This is a genomic window from Sphingomonas sp. (assembly GCF_965200135.1).
In the GTDB taxonomy this organism is placed as follows: Bacteria; Pseudomonadota; Alphaproteobacteria; order Sphingomonadales; family Sphingomonadaceae; genus Sphingomonas.
The window spans coordinates 424065-443376 of sequence record NZ_CBDATK010000006.1; the positions used below are offsets into that span (position 1 = coordinate 424065).

Consider the following 19312-nt stretch of genomic DNA (forward strand, 5'->3'; position numbering starts at 1 on the left):
GGCTGTCCGACACGCCGCTACCTATGCCACAGTCAAGGCATGACCGACGATGCAATCATAGCCGCCCGCTTCGGAAAGCCGATTCGCGCGATGAAGTATCGTGCGGTTCGTGAAGTTCCGACGGTGATCGCGCGGCCTCGGACATGAGGCGCGCCGTGCTCACCGCCCGACTCGGCCTCGCCGTCGTCGCGCTGGCGCTGCTCGGCGCCGCCGCACCCAAAAAGGGCGAGCCGCCGCTGACGGCGCAGACCAAGCTGTCCGGCGGCGTCCTCGACCCCGAACAGGCGAAGCTGCGGTTCGATCGGGCCGACCTGCAATTCGAGCTGCGGCCCGATAGCTACCAGCTGTTCGGCATCGCGACTTTGACCTTTACGGCAAAGGCGCCGCTCGACCGACTGGTGATCGATCTTGATCGCAACCTGCCGGTCACCGCGATCGCGATCGACGGCGTGGCGCTGGGCCGGCGCGCCTGGAGCAACCCCCAGGGGCGCCTCACCATCAGCCTGCCTCGGCCCGTCGCCGCCGGGCAGCGGGTGACGGCGCGCATCGCCTATGGCGGCACGCCCCATGTGGCGGTCAATGCGCCATGGGACGACGGCGTGGTCTGGTCGAAGACGCCCGATGGACGCCTCTGGTTCGCGACGACGGCGGAGGGCTATGGCTGCGACCTGTTCTGGCCGTGTATCGACCATCCCACCGGCGAACCGGGCAGCGTCGACCTCCACATCACGATCCCCAGGGGGCTGAAGGCGCCGTCCAACGGCGTGCTGCTCGGCGTCGACCAGCTGCCCGACGGCCGCACGCGCTGGAACTGGCGTGCGCGCCATCCCAACACCTACGCGATCGCGCTCAACGTCGGACCTTACGAGGAGATCAGCGGCACCTACCGTTCGCGCTACGGCAACACGATCCCGATGTTTTACTGGTATCTGCCCGGCGAGCGCGTGCAGGCGGAGGCGCTGTTCGCCGAATTCGCGCCGACGCTCGACTTCTTCGAATCGACGATCGGCCCCTACCCGTTCGGGGACGAGAAGGTCGGCGTCGTCGAGACCCCCCACAAGGGCATGGAGCACCAGACGATCAACGCCTACGGGAATGCCTATGCCAAGGCGCCCGAGGGGTTCGACTGGCTGTTCCACCACGAGTTCAGCCATGAATGGTTCGGCAACCAGCTGACGGCGGCGAACTGGGACGATTACTGGCTGCACGAGGGCTTCGGCACCTACATGCAGCCGCTCTACGGCCGCTGGCGCGAAGGCGAGGTGCGTTACGCGGTCATGCTGGCGAGCGAGCGGGAAAAGATCGCCAACAAGGTGCCGATGGTCCGCGGCCGCCAATTGTCGGAGGACGACGTCTACGAGACGGCGAACGGCGGGCCGGGCAACGACATCTACTACAAGGGTAGCTGGACGCTGCACACGCTACGCTGGCTGATCGGCGACCGCGCGTTCTTCGATGCGACGCGCCTGCTCGTCTATGGCCGCCTCGATCCGCGTCCGGGCAATTTCCAGCCACGCTACGGCTCGACCGTCGACTTCGAGGCGGCGGTGCGGCGGGTCACGGGCCGTGATTATCGCTGGCTGTTCGACGTCTACCTGCGCCAGGCGGCGCTGCCGGAGCTGGTCGAGGCACGCACCGCCGATCGGCTCACGCTGCGGTGGAAGACGCCGAGCGACCTGCCCTTTCCGATGCCGGTCGAGGTCCGGGTAGGCGAGCGGACGGTACGGCTGCCGATGGCCGGCGGCACGGGCGCGGTGGCGGTGCCGGACGGGGCGCATGTCGTGGTCGACCCCTGGTCCCGCCTGTTGCGCCGCTCGGTCGCGATGGAGCAGTATCAGGCATGGCAGGCGCGGAGATGAGCGGCATGGAAACGGCGTTGAAGCGGACGGCCGAGATGGCGGCGGTGTTCATGATCGGCGACGGCCTGCTCGGCCTCGTCGGGCCCGAACGCCACGTCGCGCTCTGGCGATCGAAGGTCGGCACCGTCGACGCGCTGGTCCGCCCCTTCGCGGACCGGCCCGGCCGCCGCCGCGCTTATGGCCTGTTCCAGATCGGTGCCGGCCTCCTCCTCGCCTCGCGCCTCCGCCGGTGACCGGCATCGTCTCCGCCGTCCCTGTGGGCCTGCCGGGCCTGGCCGTGCTTGCAACCGGGTTCCTGATCGGCGCGCTGCTATTCCTCGCCGCGCGGGGAAGACGTGAGCGGGACCCGGCGGAGAGCGGCAGCGCGCGCGCGCCGGCGTCGATCGCGGGTATCGTGGTTCAGGGGCTGGGCTTCGCGATCGCCGGCATCGGCCCGATCCTGGTGACGCTCGATCCGATGGGCGCCAAGGCGCTCGGCGAGGCGGCACTGATCGCCGCGCTGCTCGCCGTCAGCGTCGGGCTGTTCGGCTGGGCCTCGCGGACGATGGGCCGCGACTGGAGCCTGCGCGCCCGCACCCGCGCCGATCACCGCCTCGTCCGTGACGGCCCGTTCCGGTACGTCCGCCACCCGATCTATTCCGCGATGCTGCTCTACCTGGTCGCACTGGCGATCGCCTACGGCCATCCGTGGCAGCTGCTCGGCGCGATCCCGGTATACGTCGTCGGGACGCTGATCCGCACCCGCAGCGAGGAACGCCTGCTCCGCGAGATGTTCGGCAGCGAGTACGAGACCTATGCGGCCAAGGTGAAACGCTTCGTGCCCGGTCTGCTCTAATCCGGCGGCCGCAGCATCGACCAGAACCGCGGGCCGCCACCCGACACGCTCCACTCGCTCGTTACCTCGAACCCCAGCCCGCGATAAAAGCCGAGATACCTCTCGTTGGGCGTTTCGAGATAAGTGGGCAGCCGTCCCGCCGCGCGGCGCAAACCGGCACGAACCGCGGCACCGCCATGCCCCCTGCCCTGCACCACCGGATCGCACCCGGCGATGTGGAGATACCAGTAGCTCCCCATCGGCATATGCGCGGCGGTGGCATCGGACACCCGGACCGCCCGCGACAGATTCGACCCGAGCGCATGGATCATGCCGGGCAGATGGCGAAGCATCTCCCACCGACCGACATGCGACCGTCCCGGTGCCCGCCACATCGTCACCGCCTCCGCGCCGGGCGTCAGCAGGCGCATGCCGGCCCGACCATCGCTGTCGAAGAGCAAACCGAAAAGGCGGGGCAGACGCTTGGCGCGATCGCTCGCGTCGGGGAAGATGAAGCACATCGCCGGGTCGTTCGCGAACGCCGCCGTCAACAACGTCACGACACGGGCGCGGTCACCGTCGACCGCCAACCGGGCGCCCCGCTCAGCCAGCGTCGGTCCCTCCGGCTACCGGCGGAACCACTTGGGCATGTTGAACGACCAGCCAGTCCTCATGCCCACGCCGGCGGATGGTGGTTGTACAATAGGCGGTATACGCCTCGTCCTCCCGGCTGGCCTGCGCCTTGTAGGCGATGACGATCAGCCCTTCCTCCGGCCGCTGCACCTTGCGGTCGGTGAACTCGACCGACGACCAGCGCGGCGTGCCCGCCACCGCCTCGATTGCCGCGTCGGCGGTGAACACATAGGGTTGGGCCGGCAGGGCCATCACGCACTCGTCGTCAATCAGCGTGCGGTACGTCTCGGCATCGCCGAGCCACAGCTTCTCCTCGAAACGCCAGATCCGATCGTCGTCCATGCCTGTCTCCTCGTCGTGAAGAGAATGGTCAGGATGTGGCGTTCGTTCCCGGCGCTCCGCTCGATCTCAGGCGGCCGACTCGGTCTTCTTCTCCGCGTAAACGCGGATCGGCTCCTTGGTGCCGGCGATCACGTCCTTGTCGATCATCACCTCGTCGACGCCCTCCATGCCGGGCAGGTCGAACATCGTGTCGAGCAGCACGCCCTCAAGAATCGAGCGGAGGCCACGCGCACCGGTCTTGCGTTCGATCCCCTTCTTCGCGACCGCGACCAGCGCGTCGTCGGTGAAGCCGAGGCTCACGTCCTCCATCTCGAACAGCTTCTGGTACTGCTTGACCAGCGCGTTCTTGGGCTCCTTCAGGATCTTGACCAGCGCGTCGACGTCGAGGTCCTCCAGCGTCGCGATCACCGGCAGACGGCCGACGAACTCGGGGATCAACCCGAACTTGAGCAGATCCTCGGGCTCGGTCGAGCGCAGGATCTCGCCCGTCCGCTTCTCCTCGGGCGCGGCGACGAACGCGCCGAAGCCGATCGACTTGCCCTGGAGACGATCGCCGATGATCTTCTCCAGCCCGCTGAACGCGCCGCCGCAGATGAACAGGATGTTCGTCGTATCGACCTGCAGGAACTCCTGCTGCGGATGCTTGCGGCCGCCCTGCGGCGGCACCGAGGCCGTCGTGCCCTCCATCAGCTTGAGCAGCGCCTGCTGCACGCCCTCGCCCGACACGTCGCGCGTGATCGACGGGTTCTCGGCCTTGCGGCTGATCTTGTCGATCTCGTCGATATAGACGATCCCGCGCTGCGCCCGCTCGACATTGTAGTCGGACGCCTGGAGCAGCTTGAGGATGATGTTCTCGACGTCCTCGCCGACGTAACCCGCCTCGGTCAGCGTCGTCGCGTCGGCCATCGTGAACGGCACATCCAGGATGCGCGCCAGCGTCTGCGCGAGCAGCGTCTTGCCGCAACCGGTCGGCCCGACCAGCAGGATGTTCGACTTGGCAAGCTCGACATCGGCACCCTTGGCGCCGTGATTGAGCCGCTTGTAATGGTTGTGGACGGCCACCGACAGCACGCGCTTGGCGCGACGCTGACCGATCACATAGTCGTCGAGGACGTTGCAGATCTCCTGCGGGGTGGGCACGCCGCCGTCCTTCTTGGACACCAGCGCCGACTTCGTCTCCTCACGGATGATGTCGTTGCACAGCTCCACGCACTCGTCGCAGATGAAGACGGTGGGGCCGGCGATGAGCTTGCGCACCTCGTGCTGCGACTTGCCGCAGAACGAGCAATAAAGCGTGCTCTTCGATTCGCCACCGGTCAGCTTGGTCATTCAAACGGTTCCTTTGCGGGCCGGCATCGTAGCCTGCCCATTACGCCTACAGCAACGCCCAATCGGGCTAACACACCAGTGGTTGCGTATTGTTCACCGCGCGATGCCGGGCAGCCTCGCCTCGACCGCATCCACCACCTGCTTCGACTGTCGCAGGTCGAGGCCGAGTTCGTCGCGCACCATCGCCACCGCCTGAAACATCTGCTGGTCGCGGATCAGCACCCATAGCCGCGTCTCCAGCTCGGCCGGGATCGGCGGCAGATCGGATGCGTCGGGCACCGATCAGGCCGCCTGGGCCATGTCGTCCGCCGGCTGCGGCCGCTTGTCGAACACCTCGTCGATCAGGCCGAACGCCTTGGCCTCTTCCGACGACAGGAAGGTATCACGGTCCATGCGCCGCTCGATCTCCTCCAGCGGCTGGCCGGTGTAGAGCGCATACAGCTCGTTCATCCGCGCCCGGATGCGGAGGATTTCCTTGGCCTGGATCTCGATGTCCGACGCCATGCCCTGCGCGCCGCCCGACGGCTGATGGATCATGATCCGGGCATTGGGGAGCGCGACGCGCATGCCCTTCTCGCCCGACGCCAGCAGGAACGAGCCCATCGACGCAGCCTGACCGATGCACACGGTGCCGACCTTGGGCCGGATATATTGCATGGTGTCGTGGATCGCCATGCCGGCCGTCACCACCCCGCCCGGCGAGTTGATGTACATCCAGATGTCCTTCTTCGGATTTTCCGATTCGAGGAACAGCAGCTGCGCGGTGATGAGCGAGGCCATGCCGTCCTCGACCCCGCCGGTCACGAAGACGATGCGCTCGCGCAGCAGGCGCGAGAAGATGTCGAACGAGCGCTCGCCACGGTTCGACTGCTCGATGACGATCGGCACCAGCCCCGCCTGCGTCTGCTGAAGGCCGACACCGGCATTGGCGAGTGATGCGCTGAAGTCGCCGGTCGCGAACGGATTGTGCATGGGAAAGCTTTCTTGTGCCCCGGAGTGAGGCGCTAACATCGCGTGGCTGGCGGGGGAGTTCAACCCCCGCCTCGACCGCCGATCCGCCAGCACGGCGCAACGGCGATGTTGTCCGTGTCGACTCCTGATCGCCCCGGTCCTCCCGTCCGCTGCCCCGGTTCCCGCCATGCGACGGGGCCTAGCCGGGCTCAGGCGTCGTAGGACGGCTCTTTCGACGGTGCCTGGTGCGCGAGATAGGCGAGCCGCCGCACCTCGCGCCGCCCCCTCACCACGGTATCCAGGATCAGCCCCGCGAACACCGACAGCGCCGCCAGGATCACCAGCCCGGTGGCCGCGATCGCGGTCGGGAAGCGCGGCACGAGGCCCGTATGGGCATAGGTGAGCGCCAGCGGAATGCTCAGCCCGACCGCGAGCAGCGCGAAGACGGCGCCGATGATCGCGAAGAACAGCAGCGGTCGTTCGATGCGATACAGCGTCAGGATGGTGCGGAGGATGCGCCAGCCGTCGCCATAGGTGGACAGCTTCGATGCCGATCCCTCCGGCCGCGCGAAATAGGGCGTTTCGACCTCGGCCACCGGCATCCGCAGTTCGAGCGCGTGGACGGAGATGTCGGTCTCGATTTCGAAGCCCGTCGAGAGCGCAGGATAACTCTTCACGAAACGTCGCGAGAACACCCGGTAACCGCTGAGAATGTCGGTGAAACTTCGCCCGAACAGTCGTGCCAACATCCCGGTCAGCACCGCATTGCCGAAGCGGTGCCCGCGTCGATAGGCGTCGGCCGCCTCGTGGACGCGACTGCCGACGACCATGTCCAGCTGCTCGTCGAGCAGCCGAGCGACCAGCGCCGGAGCGGAGGCGGCGTCGTAGGTCGCGTCGCCGTCGGCCATCACATAGACGTCGGCGTCGACATCGGCGAACATGCGCCGCACCACCGCGCCCTTGCCCTGGACCCGCTCCGCGCGGACGACCGCCCCGGCCTCACGCGCGACCTGCACCGTCCGGTCGGCCGAGTTGTTGTCGTAGACGTAGATCGTGGCGTCCGGGAGCGCGGCGCGGAACCCCGCCACCGTCTGCGCGATCGCGGCCTCCTCGTTGTAGCAGGGGAGGAGGACGGCGATGGTGGGCATGTTGCTCATAGCTGTCCGTCGTCACCCCGGCCCCGAGCCGGGGTCCCGCTGGCTTGCCCCGGTGAAGAAGAAGCGGGACCCCGGATCAGGTTCGGGGTGACGGAGATCAGCTTACTCCGCCGCCTTCTTCGCGCGCGGCTTCTTCGCGGGGACGGCATCGGCGGCCTGGGTGCCCTCGGCGGCTTCGGCGGCGACGGGCGAGGATTCGAGCACCTGCGTCTCGGCCTCGATCGGTGCGCCCTTCCTGGCCCGAGCCTTTTTCGCCGGCGCGTCGGTCGCGGGCGTGTCCGTCGCCGGTGCGTCGGCGGCCGGCGCCTCGACGCCGGCATTGCTGCCCTTGGCGGCGGGCTTGGTCGGCTTCTTCGGCTTGGCGGGGGCCTCGTCGGCCGTCGTGTCGGCGTCGCTCACCGGTGCGGTCTCGTCGGCAGCGGCCGCCGCCTTCTTCGCGCGCTTGGCCTTCGGCGCCGGCGCATGGTCGTGGTCGTGCCCATGGTCATGGTCATGGTCCGCATGATCGTGGACGTGCGTCCCGGTCGAGAAGCCGTCCTCGCTCTCGATCGCGGCTTCCAGCTCCTCGCGGGTGGTCTCGCGCTCGGTGATTTCCGCCTTGCCGAACAGGAAGTCGACGACCTTGTCCTCATACAGCGGCGCACGCAGCTGGGCGGCGGCCATCGGCTCCTGCTGGACGTACTGGATGAAGCGCTGGCGCTCCTCCGGGCCGTATTGCTGCGCGGCCTGCGCGATCAGGCCGTTCATCTCCTGCTGACTGACTTCGACGCCGTTCGCCTGGCCGATCTCCGACAGCAGCAGCCCCAGCCGCACGCGGCGCTCGGCGATGCGGCGATAGTCCTCGCGCTCGCTCTCCATCTCGGCCTTGGCGGCCTCCGGATCGGCTTCGTGCGTCGCCTCATGCTCCAGCTGCGACCAGATCTGGCCGAACTCGGCCTCGACCATCGACGGCGGCACCGCGAAGTCGTGACCGGCGGCGAGCTGATCGAGCAGCTTGCGCTTCATGTGCGTGCGGGTGAGGTTGCTGCTCTCCTGCTCGACCTGGCCCTTGATGAGCCCGCGCAGCTGTTCCAGACTTTCCAACCCGAGGTTCTTGGCCAGATCCTCGTCGATCTTCGCCTCGCCGGCGGTCTTCACCGACTTGACCGTCAGGTCGAAGGTCGCGGGCTTTCCGGCGAGCGACTTCTCCTGATAATCGGCCGGGAAGGTGACGGCGATCTGCCGCTCCTCGCCCGCCGTCGCGCCGATCAGCTGGTCCTCGAAGCCGGGGATCAGCCGGCCGGAGCCGATCTCCACCGCCATGTCGGTGCCGGTGCCGCCCGGAAAGGCGACGCCGTCGGCGGTCTTGCCGACGAAATCGGTGGTGACCAGGTCGCCCTGTGCCGCCGCCTTGTCGCCCGCGTCGTCCCAATGCTTCTGGTTGTCGGCGAACTTCTGCAGCTGCTCGTCGATCGCGGCGTCGGCGACGGGCACCGTCAGGCGCTCCAGCTTCAGCCCGTCGATCGCGGGCGCCGGCACGTCGGGCAACACTTCGAGGCTGACGGTGACCTGCGCGTCCTGGCCGGCCTCGTAGCCTTCGCCGAGTTCGACCGAGGGCTGCACCGCGGGCCGCAGCTTCTGCTCGGCCATCAGCGCCTGCACGCCTTCCTGCACGCTGGTGTTCAGCGCGTCCTGCATCAGCGCGGGGCCGTGCATCTTGCGGACGAGGTTGGCGGGCACCTTGCCGGGGCGAAAGCCGGGCATCTTCATCTGCGGCGCGACGCGCTTGATCTCGCCGGCGACGCGCGCCTCGATCTCGCTGGCCGGGATGGTCAGGGTGTAGGCGCGCTTCAGCCCCTCGTTCAACGTCTCGACAGTCTGCATGGCTGGCCTTTTTGGCTGGAAGTGCGTGATGCGGCCCCGGACGCCTGCGTGAGCGCGGGGGACTGGTGCGGGCGAAGGGACTCGAACCCCCACATCTTGCGATGGCAGGACCTAAACCTGCTGCGTCTACCAGTTCCGCCACGCCCGCTTGCACCCGGACCCGCCGTGTGGGCGCCGCCTATAGCCGCGGGCGGGCACCGGAAGCAACCGCGCGCCGCATCGGGGCGTTTAGCGGGGGAAGGAGACGAGACATCGCCACGCAGCCCCCCGCCGAAGCGCCCGTGCCGGACAACAATCCGGTCCCGGTCACCGCCCCCCCGCCCGAGATCAGCCCGCCGGGTCCGGACATCGACCAGCCCTCCCCCGGCATGCCGTCGACCGACCCCGGCACCGCCCAGCCGCCGGAGATGATGTAATGGCCGAAGAGATCGTTTCGCCGGGCCACGAACCGGACGCCAAGGGCGATGACCGCCCCGACATCGTCCAGGCGGTCGAGGCCCGTGCCGACGCCGTCGCCCGCGGCGAGGGCGGACCGGAACCCGACCCGATGCTCAAGACCGGCGACTATTCGGGCAACGCCGGCACCGGCGGCGAGGTCAAGAACCAGGACGTCGACGCGCAATAGCGCCGTGCCGGCCGGGTCAGCTCCCGGCCGGCCCCCGCCGGTCCGCGGCGAGCCGCGCGCTCTCGCGCTTCAGCGGCTTCGATACCGGGCACACCTCCTGGACGAAGCCGTTGAGCGTGTTCGCGAGGTGATCGCGGACGAGGCGGTAGTGGACGAACTGCCCACGCTTGTCGCTTTCGATCAGCCCGGCATTTTCCAGCACCGACAGATGCTGCGACACCGCCGGCTTCGACATCGCGAACCGCCCGGCGATCTCGCCTGCCGTCAACTCCGCCTCGGCGAGATAGGCGAGAATGCGGCGGCGGTGCGTGGACGCCAACGCGGCGAAGACCTTTTCCATCACACCGACATAGCAGAGCGCACTTGCCTCCGCCAACCGATCAAGTAATTAGGTAATGTCCTAATTACCTGGAGCGAGTCGGATGGATGATCCTCATGCCGTGCACCGCCTCGTGCCCGACCTCCTCGCCGACCCGGTCAACGGAGAGGTCCGCTGGGACCCGGTCCGCTCGCTGTGGAACGGCGGCGCGTGTGCGGTGACGCTGGTCGCCGGCCCGCTGACCGTTACCCCCGGCGCGCTGGCGCTGTTCGTGGCGACCACCGGCGTCGGGCTGCTGCTCGGCCATTCGGTCGGGTTCCACCGCAAGCTGATCCACGGCAGCTTCGCCTGCCCGCCCTGGCTGGAACGGCTGTTATGCTGGTTCGGGACCAGCGTCGGCATGGGCGGACCGTCCTGGATGATGCGCGCGCACGACCTGCGCGACTGGGCGCAGCGGCTGCCGGCGTGCCACGACTATCTGCGGCATGGCCGCTCGCCGCTGCGCGATGCGTGGTGGCAGCTCCACTGCCGGCTGGTGCTGCGTCACCCGCCGCGCTTCGACCAGGGCCGGGTCGCGACCGACCGCTTCTACCGCTTTCTGGACGCGACCTGGGCGTGGCAGCAGCTGCCGATCGCGGCGCTGTGCTGGTGGGCGGGGGGCTGGGGTTTCGTGGTATGGGGCGTCGCCGCGCGCGTGTTCGCCTCGGCGCACGGGCATTGGCTGATCGGCTGGCTGGCGCACAATCGCGGGCCGCAGACGTGGCTGGTCGCGGGGTCCGGCGTGCAGGCGCACGATGTGCCCTGGGCCGGGCTGATGACCATGGGCGAGGCGTGGCACAACAACCACCACGCCTGGCCGGCCAGCGCGAAGCTGGGCGTCTATCCGGGCCAGAGCGACTGGGGGTTCGCGTTCATCCGGCTGCTGGAGCGGGTCGGGCTGGCATGGGACGTGCGGACGCCGGAGACGCTGCCGGTGCGCGATGTGTTGCGGGCGGCAGGGTGAGCGACGCTAACGAGCCCGTGACCGCTGGTTTGCCTGCGACGCAGGGATGCACCGCGATGGCGGCGGCGACCGTGGCCGTATCCTTCGGCATCAGCCTGTTCATGGATCTGCGCGTCTGGCCGTTCGTGCTGATCGTCACTGCGGTGATCGTCACCGTGATCGGCACGCCGCTCCTCGCGCTGCTTATTCGCTCTCGTCGCCCGACCGTGCTGGCGATACTGGGTGGCGGTTTCGTCACGGGTGCCGTCGTGCCGCTGGTCGTAGCCATCTTGGGACCGCCGGCGGGCGAGGCGTCCGTCGGCGGTGTGCCGACCATCGTCAATGGCAGCTACACCGGCGCGGGCTGGATCGAAGTGATGACGACGGTCGGCCTGTTCGGCCTGACGGGCGTCGCCGGCGCGGCGCTGACCTGGGTGTTGGCACACTGGCTCGCTTCGCCGGATCACCGACGCGGTGACCGACGCGCCGCCATCGTCGCGGTGTTGATCGCCGCGGTCACCGGCATCGCCTTCATAACGCCCTGGCTGCTTGCCGACCGCTCCTGCCACAATCCCTTGCGCGATGGCGGGACCTCGATCGGACCGGTCGCCTCGCTCGACCTCGACCTGCCGCAGCGGGACTGGCCGGTGCTCGATCGGGAATTGCGCCTGTTCGCGCGTCAGCGCGGCTGGAACGTGCAGGCCGACTCGCAGCCCGTCACGGCCATGCCCTGGTTCCAGCAGAGCCTGTGCGTGGAGCCCGGCACGCAGATCATGGTTATGAACAACACGCCCGAGCGGCGTGCCCTTTCGGTGAGCGTCTTTCAGCCGCAGGGCGGGGACAGCTGGCAAGCGCCGCTTCGTGCGTTGCAACGCCGAATCGAGTCACGTTGGCCTCACAGTACCAGCTACCGCTACGACGCCTTCGCCTCGCCGCGCCCGCCATGGGCGCCGTCGGCCCCTACCCCAGCGCCTTCTTCAACAGCTCGTTGACCACCCCCGGATTGGCTTTCCCCGCCATCGCCTTCATCGTCTGACCGACGAAGAAGCCGAACAGCGCGACCTTGCCGGCGCGATACTGTTCCAGCTGGCCGGGGTTCTTCGCGAGCACGTCGGCGATCACCGCCTCGATCGCGCCGGTGTCGCTGGTCTGCTTGAGGCCGCGTTCCTCGACGATCGCCGCCGGGTCCTGGCCGGTTTCCAACATCACCTCGAACACCTGTTTGGCGAGGCTGCCCGACAGCGTGCCGTCGGCGACCAGCGCCAGCAGCGCGGCGGCGTTCGCGGGGGTGACCGGGCTGGCGGCGATGTCCTTGCCCGACCGGTTGAGCGCGCCGAACAGCTCGCCCGTGACCCAGTTCGAGGCCGGCCCCGCCGCCGCGCCCGCGTCCAACAGCGCGTCGAACCAGCGCGCGGTCTCGACCTCCGCGGTCAGCACGCCGGCATTGTACGGCGTCACGCCGGCATCCTCGTAGCGGCGGCGCTTCGCGTCGGGCAGTTCGGGCAGCGACGCGCGACACTCGTTGACGAACGCCTCGTCCAACTCCAGCGGCAACAGGTCCGGATCGGGGAAGTAGCGATAGTCGTGGGCATCCTCCTTCGACCGCATCGTCCGCGTCGTGCCGGTGTCGGGGTTGAACAGCCGCGTCTCCTGCTCGATCGCGCCGCCCGCCTCCAGCACCTCGACCTGCCGCTTCGCCTCGTATTCGACGGTCTGCATGACGAAGCGGATCGAGTTGACGTTCTTCGTCTCGGTCCGCGTGCCCAGTTCCTCGCCGGGCTTGCGAACGCTGACGTTGACGTCGGCGCGCATCGAGCCCTGGTCCATGTTGCCGTCGCACGACCCGACATAGCGCAGGATCGCCCTGAGCTTCGTCAGGTAAGCCCCTGCTTCGGCGGGCGACCGCATGTCGGGGCGGCTGACGATCTCCATCAGCGCGACGCCCGACCGGTTGAGGTCGACATAGGAGCGCGTCGGGTGCTGATCGTGCATCAGCTTGCCGGCGTCCTGCTCGACATGGATGCGCTCCACCCCGATCCGCTTGATCGCGTCGGGGTTCTTCTCGTCGGGCGTGACGTCGACATGACCTTCGCCGACCAGCGGATGGTAGAGCTGGCTGATCTGGTAGCCCTGCGGCAGGTCCGCGTAGAAATAGTTCTTGCGGTCGAAGCGGCTCCAGCGATTGATCGTCGCGTCGATCGCCATGCCGGTGCGGACCGCCTGGCGGATGCACTCGCGGTTGGGCACGGGCAGCATGCCGGGCATCGCCGCGTCGACCAACGACACCTGCGTGTTCGGCTCCGCGCCGAACACGGTGGCGGCGCCGGAGAAGAGCTTGGCGTTGGAGGTGACCTGGGCATGGACCTCCAGGCCGATCACGACCTCCCACTCGCCGGTGGTGCCGTGGATGCGGTAGTCGGTGTCGGTCATGGGTGCGTCTCGGGCGTGATGAGGGTGAGGTCGGGGAAATAGGCGGAAAATCGCTGGCGGTCGCGCGTGAGCAACGTTGCGCCGAGCGCAGCCGCGTGTCCGCCGATCAGGAAGTCCGCGAGCACGCCGACCCGGCTGCCGCCGGCGCGACGGTAAGCCGAATGAGCGCGTCCCGCGCGACGGGCAGCGGGCGGGGTCAGGTCGCGCACGCCGACATTGACGCGGTCGAGATATCGAAGCTGGTCATCCAGTGTCTTGAAATGGCCTGAGGTCTCGGCGAGCACGACGACGCTGGCGGCAAGCGGCATGTCCAACTCGACGTCCGCAACGACGCGCCGCGACCATCCGGACCAGGAGCCGTCGCCCTCGATCAGGTCGATCAGGACGTTGCTGTCGATAAAGATCATAGGTCGCGCGGGTCGGGGGTCGGCAGCGGCTCGCGGAGACGGGCCATGTGGACGTCGGTGTCGACGCCGGTCCGCAGATGCTTCCACTCTTCAGCCACGGCCTCAAGACGCACGAGGTTGGCGGCATAGGCGGCGCTGCGGTCCATCACCGCCGTTGCAGCGGGCCGGCGGATCGTAGCCGTCTCGCCACCGTCATAACTGATCTCGACCGGCTCGTTGGCACGCAGCCCCAAGGCGTCGCGGACATCCTTAGGGATCGTGACCTGACCCTTGACGGTAAGATTGGTAATTTTACCCATAGCGGGGTAATACCTGGGCGGGTATTACCTGTCTACCACCACGCCTCGGGCCGCGCGGTGAAGCCTGCGCGTTCCTCGATCGCCAGCCCGGCGTTGAGCACGCCCTGTTCGTCCAGGGGCTTGCCGATGATCTGCAAGCCCAGCGGCAGGCCCGCCGCGTCGAGGCCGCCGGGGACGCTCATCGCGGGCAGGCCGGCGAGCGAACTCGGCACGGTAAAGACGTCGTTCAGATACATTGCGAGCGGGTCCGCCGACTTCTCGCCCAGCGCGAACGCCGCAGAGGGCGCGGTCGGGGTGAGAAGCACGTCGCACTTCTCCCAGGCCGCCGCGAAGTCGCGCGCGATCAGCGTCCGCACCTTTTGCGCCTGCGTATAATAGGCGTCGTAGAAGCCGGCCGAGAGCACATAGGTGCCGATCATGATCCGGCGCTTCACCTCCGCGCCGAAACCGTCCGCGCGGGTCGCGGCATACATGTCCTGTAGCCCGGCGCCGTCCGGCAGGTCGCGCAAGCCGTAGCGGACGCCGTCGTAGCGGGCGAGGTTGGACGATGCCTCGGCGGGTGCGATGATGTAATAGGCGGGCAGCGCATATCTGGTGTGCGGCAGCGATACCGACACGATCTCCGCGCCCGCATCCTTCAGCCAGGCGATGCCCTGTTCCCACAGCGCATCGATCTCGGCGGGCATGTCCTCGACCCGATATTCCGTTGGAACACCGACCCGCAAGCCACGCAGATCGCTCGACAAGCCCCGCTCCCATGCCGGCACGTCGAGCTGGAGCGAGGTCGCGTCCTTCACGTCGAAGCCCGCCATCGCCTCCAGCAGGATCGCGCAATCGCGCACGTCGGCGGCCATGGGCCCCGCCTGATCGAGCGAGGACGCGAAGGCGATCGTGCCCCAGCGCGAACAGCGGCCATAGGTCGGCTTGATGCCGCTGATGCCGGTGAAGGCGGCGGGCTGGCGGATCGAGCCGCCGGTATCGGTGCCGGTCGCGCCCGGACACAGCCGCGCCGCGACCGCCGACGACGACCCGCCCGAGGAGCCGCCCGGCGCGAGCGGTGCGTTGCCGCCATCGTTGCGCTGCCAAGGCGAGATGACGTTGCCGAACGCGCTGGTCTCGTTGGACGAGCCCATCGCGAACTGGTCCATATTGAGCTTGCCCAGCATCCCCGCGCCCGCGTCCCACAGGTTCTGCGTCACGGCGGATTCGTAGGTCGGCACGAAGCCCGCCAAGATGTCGCTCGCGGCGGTAGTCGGCACCCCGACAGTGCAAAACAGGTCCTTGATCCCGAGCGGCACGCCCGCGAGCGGCTTGAGCGTCTCGCCCGCCGCGCGCGCGTCGTCGGCGACCTTGGCGGCGGCGAGCGCGTGGTCGGGGGTTTCGACCAGGAAGGCGTTGAGCGCCTTGGCCTTGGCGACCTTGGCGATGAAGGCGTCGGCCACCTCGCGCGCGGCGAAGTCGCCGTTGCGGATGCCGTCGCGCAGGCCCGCGACGCCGAGAGTGGTGAGGTCGGTCATGCGCGTGCTCCGGCGCAGGCAGGAACCCGGGTCCGCCCGTTGTTCTGGATCCCCGCCTGCGCGGGGATGATCGAATGAGCGGGAACGCTCATTCGATCACCTTCGGCACGGTGAAGAAGCCGTGCTCCGCCTGCGGGGCGTTGCTCATCAGCTCGGCGCGGCGGCCACCGCCGGTCAGCGGGTCGGCGTCGACCACGTCGTCGCGCAGCCGCAGCGTGTTGTGGATGACGGCGGTGGTCGGCTCGACGCCGGTCGTGTCGACCTCGCCCAGCTGCTCGATCCAACCGAGGATGTTGTTGAGCTCGGGCACCAGCCTCTCGGCATCGGCGTCGGGCAGCGCGATGCGGGCGAGCGCGGCCACTTTCTTCACGGTTGCGGTGTCGACGGACATCGCGCCCGGCTAGCCGCCCGCAACCGCTTGGACAACCCCGCGCGCCAGCGATAGGGCACAGCCGTGGCCCGCAAGTTCCTCTACGTCGTCGCCGCGCTGATCGTCCTCGCGATCGCCGCGCTGTTCGTGTTCCGCCTCTATGGCGCGGAGCTGTTGCGCGCGGCGCTGGTCCCGCGCGAGGCGTTCCAGGGCCAAGCGGCGGTGGCGGGCAGCGCCTATGACGGCCCCGCATTGTGGGTCGCGCGGCCGGACAAGCCGGGCAACCCGGCGCTATGGACGCCGCCGGGGTACAAGGCGGCGAAGGGCCGGGCCGCCGTGTTCTTCATCCATCCGACCTCGTATATCGAGCCGGGCGGGCACTGGAACGCACCGGCGCAGACCGAAGGACAGACGGCGTTCCGCACCGACCTGTTCGTCCGCAGCCAGGCGAGCGCGTTCAACGAGGCGGGCGAGATCTGGGCACCGCGCTATCGCCAGGCGAGCTTCGGCGCGTTCCTGACCGACAAGCCGGAGGGGCAGGCCGCGCTCGACCTCGCCTATCGCGACGTGCTGGCCGCGTTCGACGCTTTCCTGAAGCAGGTCGGGCCGAACCGCCCGCTGATCCTGGCGGGGCATAGCCAGGGCGCGCTGCACCTCGAACGGCTGTTGCGCGAGCGGGTGGCGGGGACGCCGCTCGCCCGGCGGGTGGTCGCGGCCTATGTCGTCGGCTGGCCGGTCTCGACCACCGCCGACCTGCCGCGTCTGCGCCTGCCGGCCTGTGCGGCGGCGGCGCAGACCGGGTGCATCCTGTCCTGGGCGAGCTTCGCGGAGCCGGCCGACCCGGCGCTGATCGTCGATACCTACGACAAGAGCACGGGCTTCACCGGCGCGTCGCGGCGGGGCACGCCGATCCTGTGCACCAATCCGCTGACCGGCGGCGCGGGCGCGGCGGCACCGGCGAGCGCCAATCTGGGCACGCTGGTGCCGTCGGCCGACCTGTCGACCGCGACGGTGCAGGTCGGGGCGGTGCCGGCAAGGTGTGACGGGCGCGGGTTCCTGTTGATCGGGTCGCCGCCCAACGTCGGCAACTATGTGCTGCCGGGCAATAATTACCACGTCTACGACTATGCGCTGTTCTGGGCGAACGTGCGCGCGGACGCGGGCCGGCGGCTGGCGGCATGGCGACCGTAGATTCCTCCCCGGCACGGGGAGGGGGACCGCGCCGCGCAGCGGCGTGGTGGAGGGGGCGGACCACAAGCGAGCCGCGCGCGACCCGCCCCCTCCGTCAGCCGCGACGCGGCCGCCACCTCCCCGTGCCGGGGAGGATTTGACAATGCTAGTCACCACCGCCGCCGCCGCCTTCCGCGCGGCGCTGCCCACCGGCGGCCGCCTGCTCGGCCTCGACCTCGGCACCAAGACGATCGGCACGGCGCTTTGCGATGCGGAGTGGCATTTCGCCTCCCCTGCCCCGCTGATCCGACGCACGAAGTTCACCGCCGACAAGGCCGAGCTGGCAACGCTCATCGGCAAGCAGCGGGTGGTCGGAATCGTGCTGGGCCTGCCGCTCCATCTCGACGGCTCGGAAAGTCCGCGCGCGCAGTCGACCCGCGCCTTCGCGCGCAACGTCGCCGATCTCGGTCCGGTGCTGTTGTGGGACGAGCGCCTCTCCACCGTCGCGGTCGAACGCGCGATGATCGCGCAGGACATGAGCCGCGCCAAACGCGCCGATCGCATCGACAGCCTCGCCGCCGCGCACATCCTGCAAGCCGCGATCGACGCGCTGGTGGCAACGGCGTTTTAACTCCGGTCGGGCATTCGTCATTCGGTGGCGATCAATTTGTTCGAGGAGTTCGTGCGCGGCGCTGTTCAGGCCGATCGGTATCTTACCGCCGAGAACGTGCCGTATGCGCTGAACTCGAACGCGCGCAGCATTCGCGACGGTCGCTGGAAGGCCGATGCCACCAGCGACATCGATATCGTCGCGATCAGACCAGCGCGAAGCGGGGCGCGCCGAGTGCTGGCGATAAACTGCAAGGGCGGCCGAGAAGAACTGAATATTGAGCGCGACCTCGCCCGTCTCGACGCGGCCAATCCACATCAGACGGTCGCAGGCGGCAATGTGGTCACGGGTTTCCGCGAGCTGACCGAGCCCGACTGGGCGTGTGCCTTCCGCCAGCGGGTGCACGCCGTGACCGGCCAGACCGAGTTCACGCACGTGCTCGCGGTCAAGCGGATCGTCGGTGATCGGACCCGGTGGTCGACGCACGCGCCGTTCCTCAGGCTGACGCCGAACCTGCTGCTGTGGGACCTGCAAGACCTGCTCGAGATGGCGAACCGACCGACGGCGCGCGTGTTCGGCAATTCGCCTACCCGTCATCTGGTGGACCTGATCGCGGCGGCATGACCTTGCCCGCGTCGCCACGCCCCGCTACCCCGCGCCTTCGATGCCATCGGACCACCGCCCCGCCACGTTGATCCAGGGCGGCGCCGTCTTTCCGCACCGCAATCTGCTCGGCATCGACGGGCTGCAACCGCACGAGATCGTCTTCCTGCTCGACGAGGCGGAGGGATGGATCGGGCGGGCGCCCGCCAAGCAGCTGGCCGGCCTGACGCAGATCAACGCCTTTTTCGAGAACTCGACGCGGACGCTGTTGAGCTTCGAGATCGCGGGCAAGCGGCTCGGCGCGGACGTCGTCAACATGCATGCGGCGCAAAGCTCGGTGAAAAAGGGCGAGACGCTAATCGACACGGCGCAGACGCTCAACGCGATGCACGCCGACGTGCTGGTCATCCGCCACGGCTCGTCGGGCGCGGTCGGGCTGATCGCGGGCAAGGTCGATTGCGCGGTGCTCAACGCCGGCGACGGGCGGCACGAGCATCCGACGCAGGCGCTGCTCGACGCGCTGACGATCCGGCGGCGGCGCGGCGGCATCGCCGGGCAGCGCGTCGTGATCTGCGGCGACCTGCTCCACAGCCGCGTCGCCAGGTCGAACATCCTGGCGCTGACCGCGCTTGCCGCCGAGGTGCGGGTCTGCGCGCCGTCGACGCTGATGCCGCCCGCGATCGAGCGGATGGGCGTGACGCCGTTCACCGACTTCGACGCCGCGCTGGTGGGGGCCGACGTGGTGATGATGCTGCGCGTCCAGCACGAACGGATGGCGGGCGGCTACATCCCCTCCCCGCGCGAATTTCGAGCCCGCTATGGCCTCACGCCCGAGCGCATGGCGCGGCTGCCCGACGCGCTGGTGATGCATCCGGGGCCGATGAACCGCGGGGTCGAGATCGACTCGTCGGTGGCGGACGGACCGCAGTCGGCGATCACCGAACAGGTCGCGATGGGCGTCGCGGTGCGGATGGCGTGCCTGGATGTCCTGACGCGGCGCGCGCGCGGCGTGGAGGGTTGGGCGTGATCGCC

At 68.8% G+C, this 19312-nt stretch carries 23 protein-coding genes and 1 tRNA gene; 10 read left to right on the forward strand and 14 right to left on the reverse strand.

Going from position 1 to position 19312, the window contains the following annotated elements:
* The first annotated feature begins 143 nt into the window (after positions 1-143).
* The 3 genes from ACOFKS_RS06780 to ACOFKS_RS06790 are packed head-to-tail and all read left to right on the forward strand — an operon-like array spanning position 144 to position 2694.
* Positions 144-1859 (forward strand): M1 family metallopeptidase, encoded by a 1716-nt coding sequence (locus ACOFKS_RS06780; RefSeq protein ID WP_419808477.1) that lies wholly within the window; start codon positions 144-146, stop codon positions 1857-1859.
* Entirely contained in the window at positions 1841-2092 is a 252-nt protein-coding gene (locus ACOFKS_RS06785) for a hypothetical protein (RefSeq protein ID WP_419808478.1), read from the forward strand. Before ACOFKS_RS06780 ends, ACOFKS_RS06785 begins: the two co-directional genes overlap by 19 nt.
* Complete coding sequence (locus tag ACOFKS_RS06790) at positions 2089-2694, forward strand: methyltransferase family protein (RefSeq protein WP_419808479.1); 606 nt, start codon at positions 2089-2091, stop codon at positions 2692-2694. The genes ACOFKS_RS06785 and ACOFKS_RS06790 overlap by 4 nt, the downstream gene beginning before the upstream one ends.
* On the opposite strand, the gene ACOFKS_RS06795 is transcribed toward ACOFKS_RS06790, so the two are convergent.
* The 8 genes from ACOFKS_RS06795 to ACOFKS_RS06830 form a co-directional block, all read right to left on the reverse strand.
* On the reverse strand, positions 2691-3263 hold the full coding sequence (locus ACOFKS_RS06795; protein WP_419808480.1) for a GNAT family N-acetyltransferase: 573 nt from the start codon (positions 3261-3263) through the stop codon (positions 2691-2693). The genes ACOFKS_RS06790 and ACOFKS_RS06795 overlap by 4 nt on opposite strands.
* Before the next feature lie 13 nt (positions 3264-3276).
* Positions 3277-3648 carry a DUF4440 domain-containing protein gene (locus tag ACOFKS_RS06800; protein WP_419808481.1) on the reverse strand — a complete coding sequence of 124 codons (372 nt, stop codon included), beginning with the start codon at positions 3646-3648 and terminating at the stop codon, positions 3277-3279.
* Positions 3649-3714: 66 nt separating this feature from the next.
* The gene (gene clpX, locus ACOFKS_RS06805; RefSeq protein WP_419808482.1) at positions 3715-4977 is read right to left on the reverse strand and encodes an ATP-dependent Clp protease ATP-binding subunit ClpX; all 1263 of its coding nucleotides are present in this window, start codon (positions 4975-4977) and stop codon (positions 3715-3717) included.
* A gap of 93 nt (positions 4978-5070) precedes the next feature.
* The gene (locus ACOFKS_RS06810) at positions 5071-5256 is read right to left on the reverse strand and encodes a hypothetical protein (protein WP_419808483.1); all 186 of its coding nucleotides are present in this window, start codon (positions 5254-5256) and stop codon (positions 5071-5073) included.
* 3 nt (positions 5257-5259) lie between these two features.
* A complete protein-coding gene (clpP, locus tag ACOFKS_RS06815; protein WP_419808484.1) occupies positions 5260-5949 on the reverse strand; it encodes an ATP-dependent Clp endopeptidase proteolytic subunit ClpP in 690 nt (229 codons plus the stop codon).
* Positions 5950-6137: 188 nt separating this feature from the next.
* Complete coding sequence (locus ACOFKS_RS06820) at positions 6138-7076, reverse strand: glycosyltransferase family 2 protein (RefSeq protein WP_419808485.1); 939 nt, start codon at positions 7074-7076, stop codon at positions 6138-6140.
* Between the two features lie 111 nt (positions 7077-7187).
* The gene (gene tig, locus ACOFKS_RS06825; RefSeq protein WP_419808486.1) at positions 7188-8948 is read right to left on the reverse strand and encodes a trigger factor; all 1761 of its coding nucleotides are present in this window, start codon (positions 8946-8948) and stop codon (positions 7188-7190) included.
* 63 nt (positions 8949-9011) lie between these two features.
* Positions 9012-9096: transfer RNA gene (locus ACOFKS_RS06830), tRNA-Leu, on the reverse strand.
* 267 nt (positions 9097-9363) lie between these two features.
* Between ACOFKS_RS06830 and ACOFKS_RS06835 the strand changes: the two genes are divergently transcribed.
* Complete coding sequence (locus ACOFKS_RS06835; RefSeq protein ID WP_419808487.1) at positions 9364-9573, forward strand: hypothetical protein; 210 nt, start codon at positions 9364-9366, stop codon at positions 9571-9573.
* Positions 9574-9589: 16 nt separating this feature from the next.
* On the opposite strand, the gene ACOFKS_RS06840 is transcribed toward ACOFKS_RS06835, so the two are convergent.
* Entirely contained in the window at positions 9590-9913 is a 324-nt protein-coding gene (locus tag ACOFKS_RS06840; RefSeq protein WP_419808488.1) for a metalloregulator ArsR/SmtB family transcription factor, read from the reverse strand.
* An 82-nt stretch (positions 9914-9995) separates the two neighbouring features.
* On the opposite strand from ACOFKS_RS06840, the gene ACOFKS_RS06845 reads away from it, so the two are divergent.
* Both ACOFKS_RS06845 and ACOFKS_RS06850 read left to right on the forward strand, forming a co-directional pair.
* Positions 9996-10895, forward strand: a complete 900-nt coding sequence (locus ACOFKS_RS06845) for a fatty acid desaturase (RefSeq protein ID WP_419808489.1) — start codon at positions 9996-9998, stop codon at positions 10893-10895.
* Positions 10896-10951: 56 nt separating this feature from the next.
* Entirely contained in the window at positions 10952-11866 is a 915-nt protein-coding gene (locus tag ACOFKS_RS06850; RefSeq protein WP_419808490.1) for a hypothetical protein, read from the forward strand.
* Here ACOFKS_RS06850 and gatB read toward each other — a convergent pair.
* The 5 genes from gatB to gatC all read right to left on the reverse strand — a co-directional run bounded on the left by gatB (position 11835) and on the right by gatC (position 15918).
* Positions 11835-13304: an Asp-tRNA(Asn)/Glu-tRNA(Gln) amidotransferase subunit GatB gene (gene gatB, locus ACOFKS_RS06855; protein WP_419808491.1), complete on the reverse strand. Its 1470-nt coding sequence runs from the start codon at positions 13302-13304 to the stop codon at positions 11835-11837. The two genes, ACOFKS_RS06850 and gatB, sit on opposite strands and share 32 nt — an antisense overlap.
* Entirely contained in the window at positions 13301-13711 is a 411-nt protein-coding gene (locus ACOFKS_RS06860) for a type II toxin-antitoxin system VapC family toxin (RefSeq protein ID WP_419808492.1), read from the reverse strand. Before ACOFKS_RS06860 ends, gatB begins: the two co-directional genes overlap by 4 nt.
* Positions 13708-14010 (reverse strand): AbrB/MazE/SpoVT family DNA-binding domain-containing protein, encoded by a 303-nt coding sequence (locus tag ACOFKS_RS06865; protein WP_419808493.1) that lies wholly within the window; start codon positions 14008-14010, stop codon positions 13708-13710. The genes ACOFKS_RS06860 and ACOFKS_RS06865 overlap by 4 nt, the downstream gene beginning before the upstream one ends.
* Positions 14011-14042: 32 nt before the next feature.
* Positions 14043-15527 carry an Asp-tRNA(Asn)/Glu-tRNA(Gln) amidotransferase subunit GatA gene (gene gatA / locus ACOFKS_RS06870; protein ID WP_419808494.1) on the reverse strand — a complete coding sequence of 495 codons (1485 nt, stop codon included), beginning with the start codon at positions 15525-15527 and terminating at the stop codon, positions 14043-14045.
* An 88-nt stretch (positions 15528-15615) separates the two neighbouring features.
* Positions 15616-15918 carry an Asp-tRNA(Asn)/Glu-tRNA(Gln) amidotransferase subunit GatC gene (gene gatC / locus ACOFKS_RS06875; protein ID WP_419808495.1) on the reverse strand — a complete coding sequence of 101 codons (303 nt, stop codon included), beginning with the start codon at positions 15916-15918 and terminating at the stop codon, positions 15616-15618.
* A gap of 63 nt (positions 15919-15981) precedes the next feature.
* Between gatC and ACOFKS_RS06880 the strand changes: the two genes are divergently transcribed.
* The 4 genes from ACOFKS_RS06880 (at position 15982) to ACOFKS_RS06895 (ending at position 19307) form a co-directional block, all read left to right on the forward strand.
* A complete protein-coding gene (locus tag ACOFKS_RS06880) occupies positions 15982-17088 on the forward strand; it encodes a DUF3089 domain-containing protein (RefSeq protein ID WP_419808496.1) in 1107 nt (368 codons plus the stop codon).
* A gap of 142 nt (positions 17089-17230) precedes the next feature.
* The gene (gene ruvX, locus ACOFKS_RS06885) at positions 17231-17698 is read left to right on the forward strand and encodes a Holliday junction resolvase RuvX (protein WP_419808497.1); all 468 of its coding nucleotides are present in this window, start codon (positions 17231-17233) and stop codon (positions 17696-17698) included.
* A gap of 36 nt (positions 17699-17734) precedes the next feature.
* Positions 17735-18301 carry a hypothetical protein gene (locus ACOFKS_RS06890; RefSeq protein ID WP_419808498.1) on the forward strand — a complete coding sequence of 189 codons (567 nt, stop codon included), beginning with the start codon at positions 17735-17737 and terminating at the stop codon, positions 18299-18301.
* A gap of 40 nt (positions 18302-18341) precedes the next feature.
* Complete coding sequence (locus ACOFKS_RS06895) at positions 18342-19307, forward strand: aspartate carbamoyltransferase catalytic subunit (RefSeq protein ID WP_419808499.1); 966 nt, start codon at positions 18342-18344, stop codon at positions 19305-19307.
* Positions 19308-19312: the final 5 nt, after the last annotated feature.

Bases quoted from the DNA above. Each gene is read 5' to 3' on its own strand.
- ACOFKS_RS06780 (WP_419808477.1), top strand. From the start codon at position 144: ATGAGGCGCGCCGTGCTCACCGCCCGACTCGGCCTCGCCGTCGTCGCG.
- ACOFKS_RS06785 (WP_419808478.1), top strand. From the start codon at position 1,841: ATGGCAGGCGCGGAGATGAGCGGCATGGAAACGGCGTTGAAGCGGACG.
- ACOFKS_RS06800 (WP_419808481.1), bottom strand. From the start codon at position 3,648: ATGGACGACGATCGGATCTGGCGTTTCGAGGAGAAGCTGTGGCTCGGC.
- clpX (WP_419808482.1), bottom strand. From the start codon at position 4,977: ATGACCAAGCTGACCGGTGGCGAATCGAAGAGCACGCTTTATTGCTCG.
- clpP (WP_419808484.1), bottom strand. From the start codon at position 5,949: ATGCACAATCCGTTCGCGACCGGCGACTTCAGCGCATCACTCGCCAAT.
- ACOFKS_RS06820 (WP_419808485.1), bottom strand. From the start codon at position 7,076: ATGCCCACCATCGCCGTCCTCCTCCCCTGCTACAACGAGGAGGCCGCG.
- tig (WP_419808486.1), bottom strand. From the start codon at position 8,948: ATGCAGACTGTCGAGACGTTGAACGAGGGGCTGAAGCGCGCCTACACC.
- ACOFKS_RS06835 (WP_419808487.1), top strand. From the start codon at position 9,364: ATGGCCGAAGAGATCGTTTCGCCGGGCCACGAACCGGACGCCAAGGGC.
- ACOFKS_RS06840 (WP_419808488.1), bottom strand. From the start codon at position 9,913: ATGGAAAAGGTCTTCGCCGCGTTGGCGTCCACGCACCGCCGCCGCATT.
- ACOFKS_RS06845 (WP_419808489.1), top strand. From the start codon at position 9,996: ATGGATGATCCTCATGCCGTGCACCGCCTCGTGCCCGACCTCCTCGCC.
- ACOFKS_RS06850 (WP_419808490.1), top strand. From the start codon at position 10,952: ATGGCGGCGGCGACCGTGGCCGTATCCTTCGGCATCAGCCTGTTCATG.
- gatB (WP_419808491.1), bottom strand. From the start codon at position 13,304: ATGACCGACACCGACTACCGCATCCACGGCACCACCGGCGAGTGGGAG.
- ACOFKS_RS06860 (WP_419808492.1), bottom strand. From the start codon at position 13,711: ATGATCTTTATCGACAGCAACGTCCTGATCGACCTGATCGAGGGCGAC.
- ACOFKS_RS06865 (WP_419808493.1), bottom strand. From the start codon at position 14,010: ATGGGTAAAATTACCAATCTTACCGTCAAGGGTCAGGTCACGATCCCT.
- gatA (WP_419808494.1), bottom strand. From the start codon at position 15,527: ATGACCGACCTCACCACTCTCGGCGTCGCGGGCCTGCGCGACGGCATC.
- gatC (WP_419808495.1), bottom strand. From the start codon at position 15,918: ATGTCCGTCGACACCGCAACCGTGAAGAAAGTGGCCGCGCTCGCCCGC.
- ruvX (WP_419808497.1), top strand. From the start codon at position 17,231: ATGCTAGTCACCACCGCCGCCGCCGCCTTCCGCGCGGCGCTGCCCACC.
- ACOFKS_RS06895 (WP_419808499.1), top strand. From the start codon at position 18,342: ATGCCATCGGACCACCGCCCCGCCACGTTGATCCAGGGCGGCGCCGTC.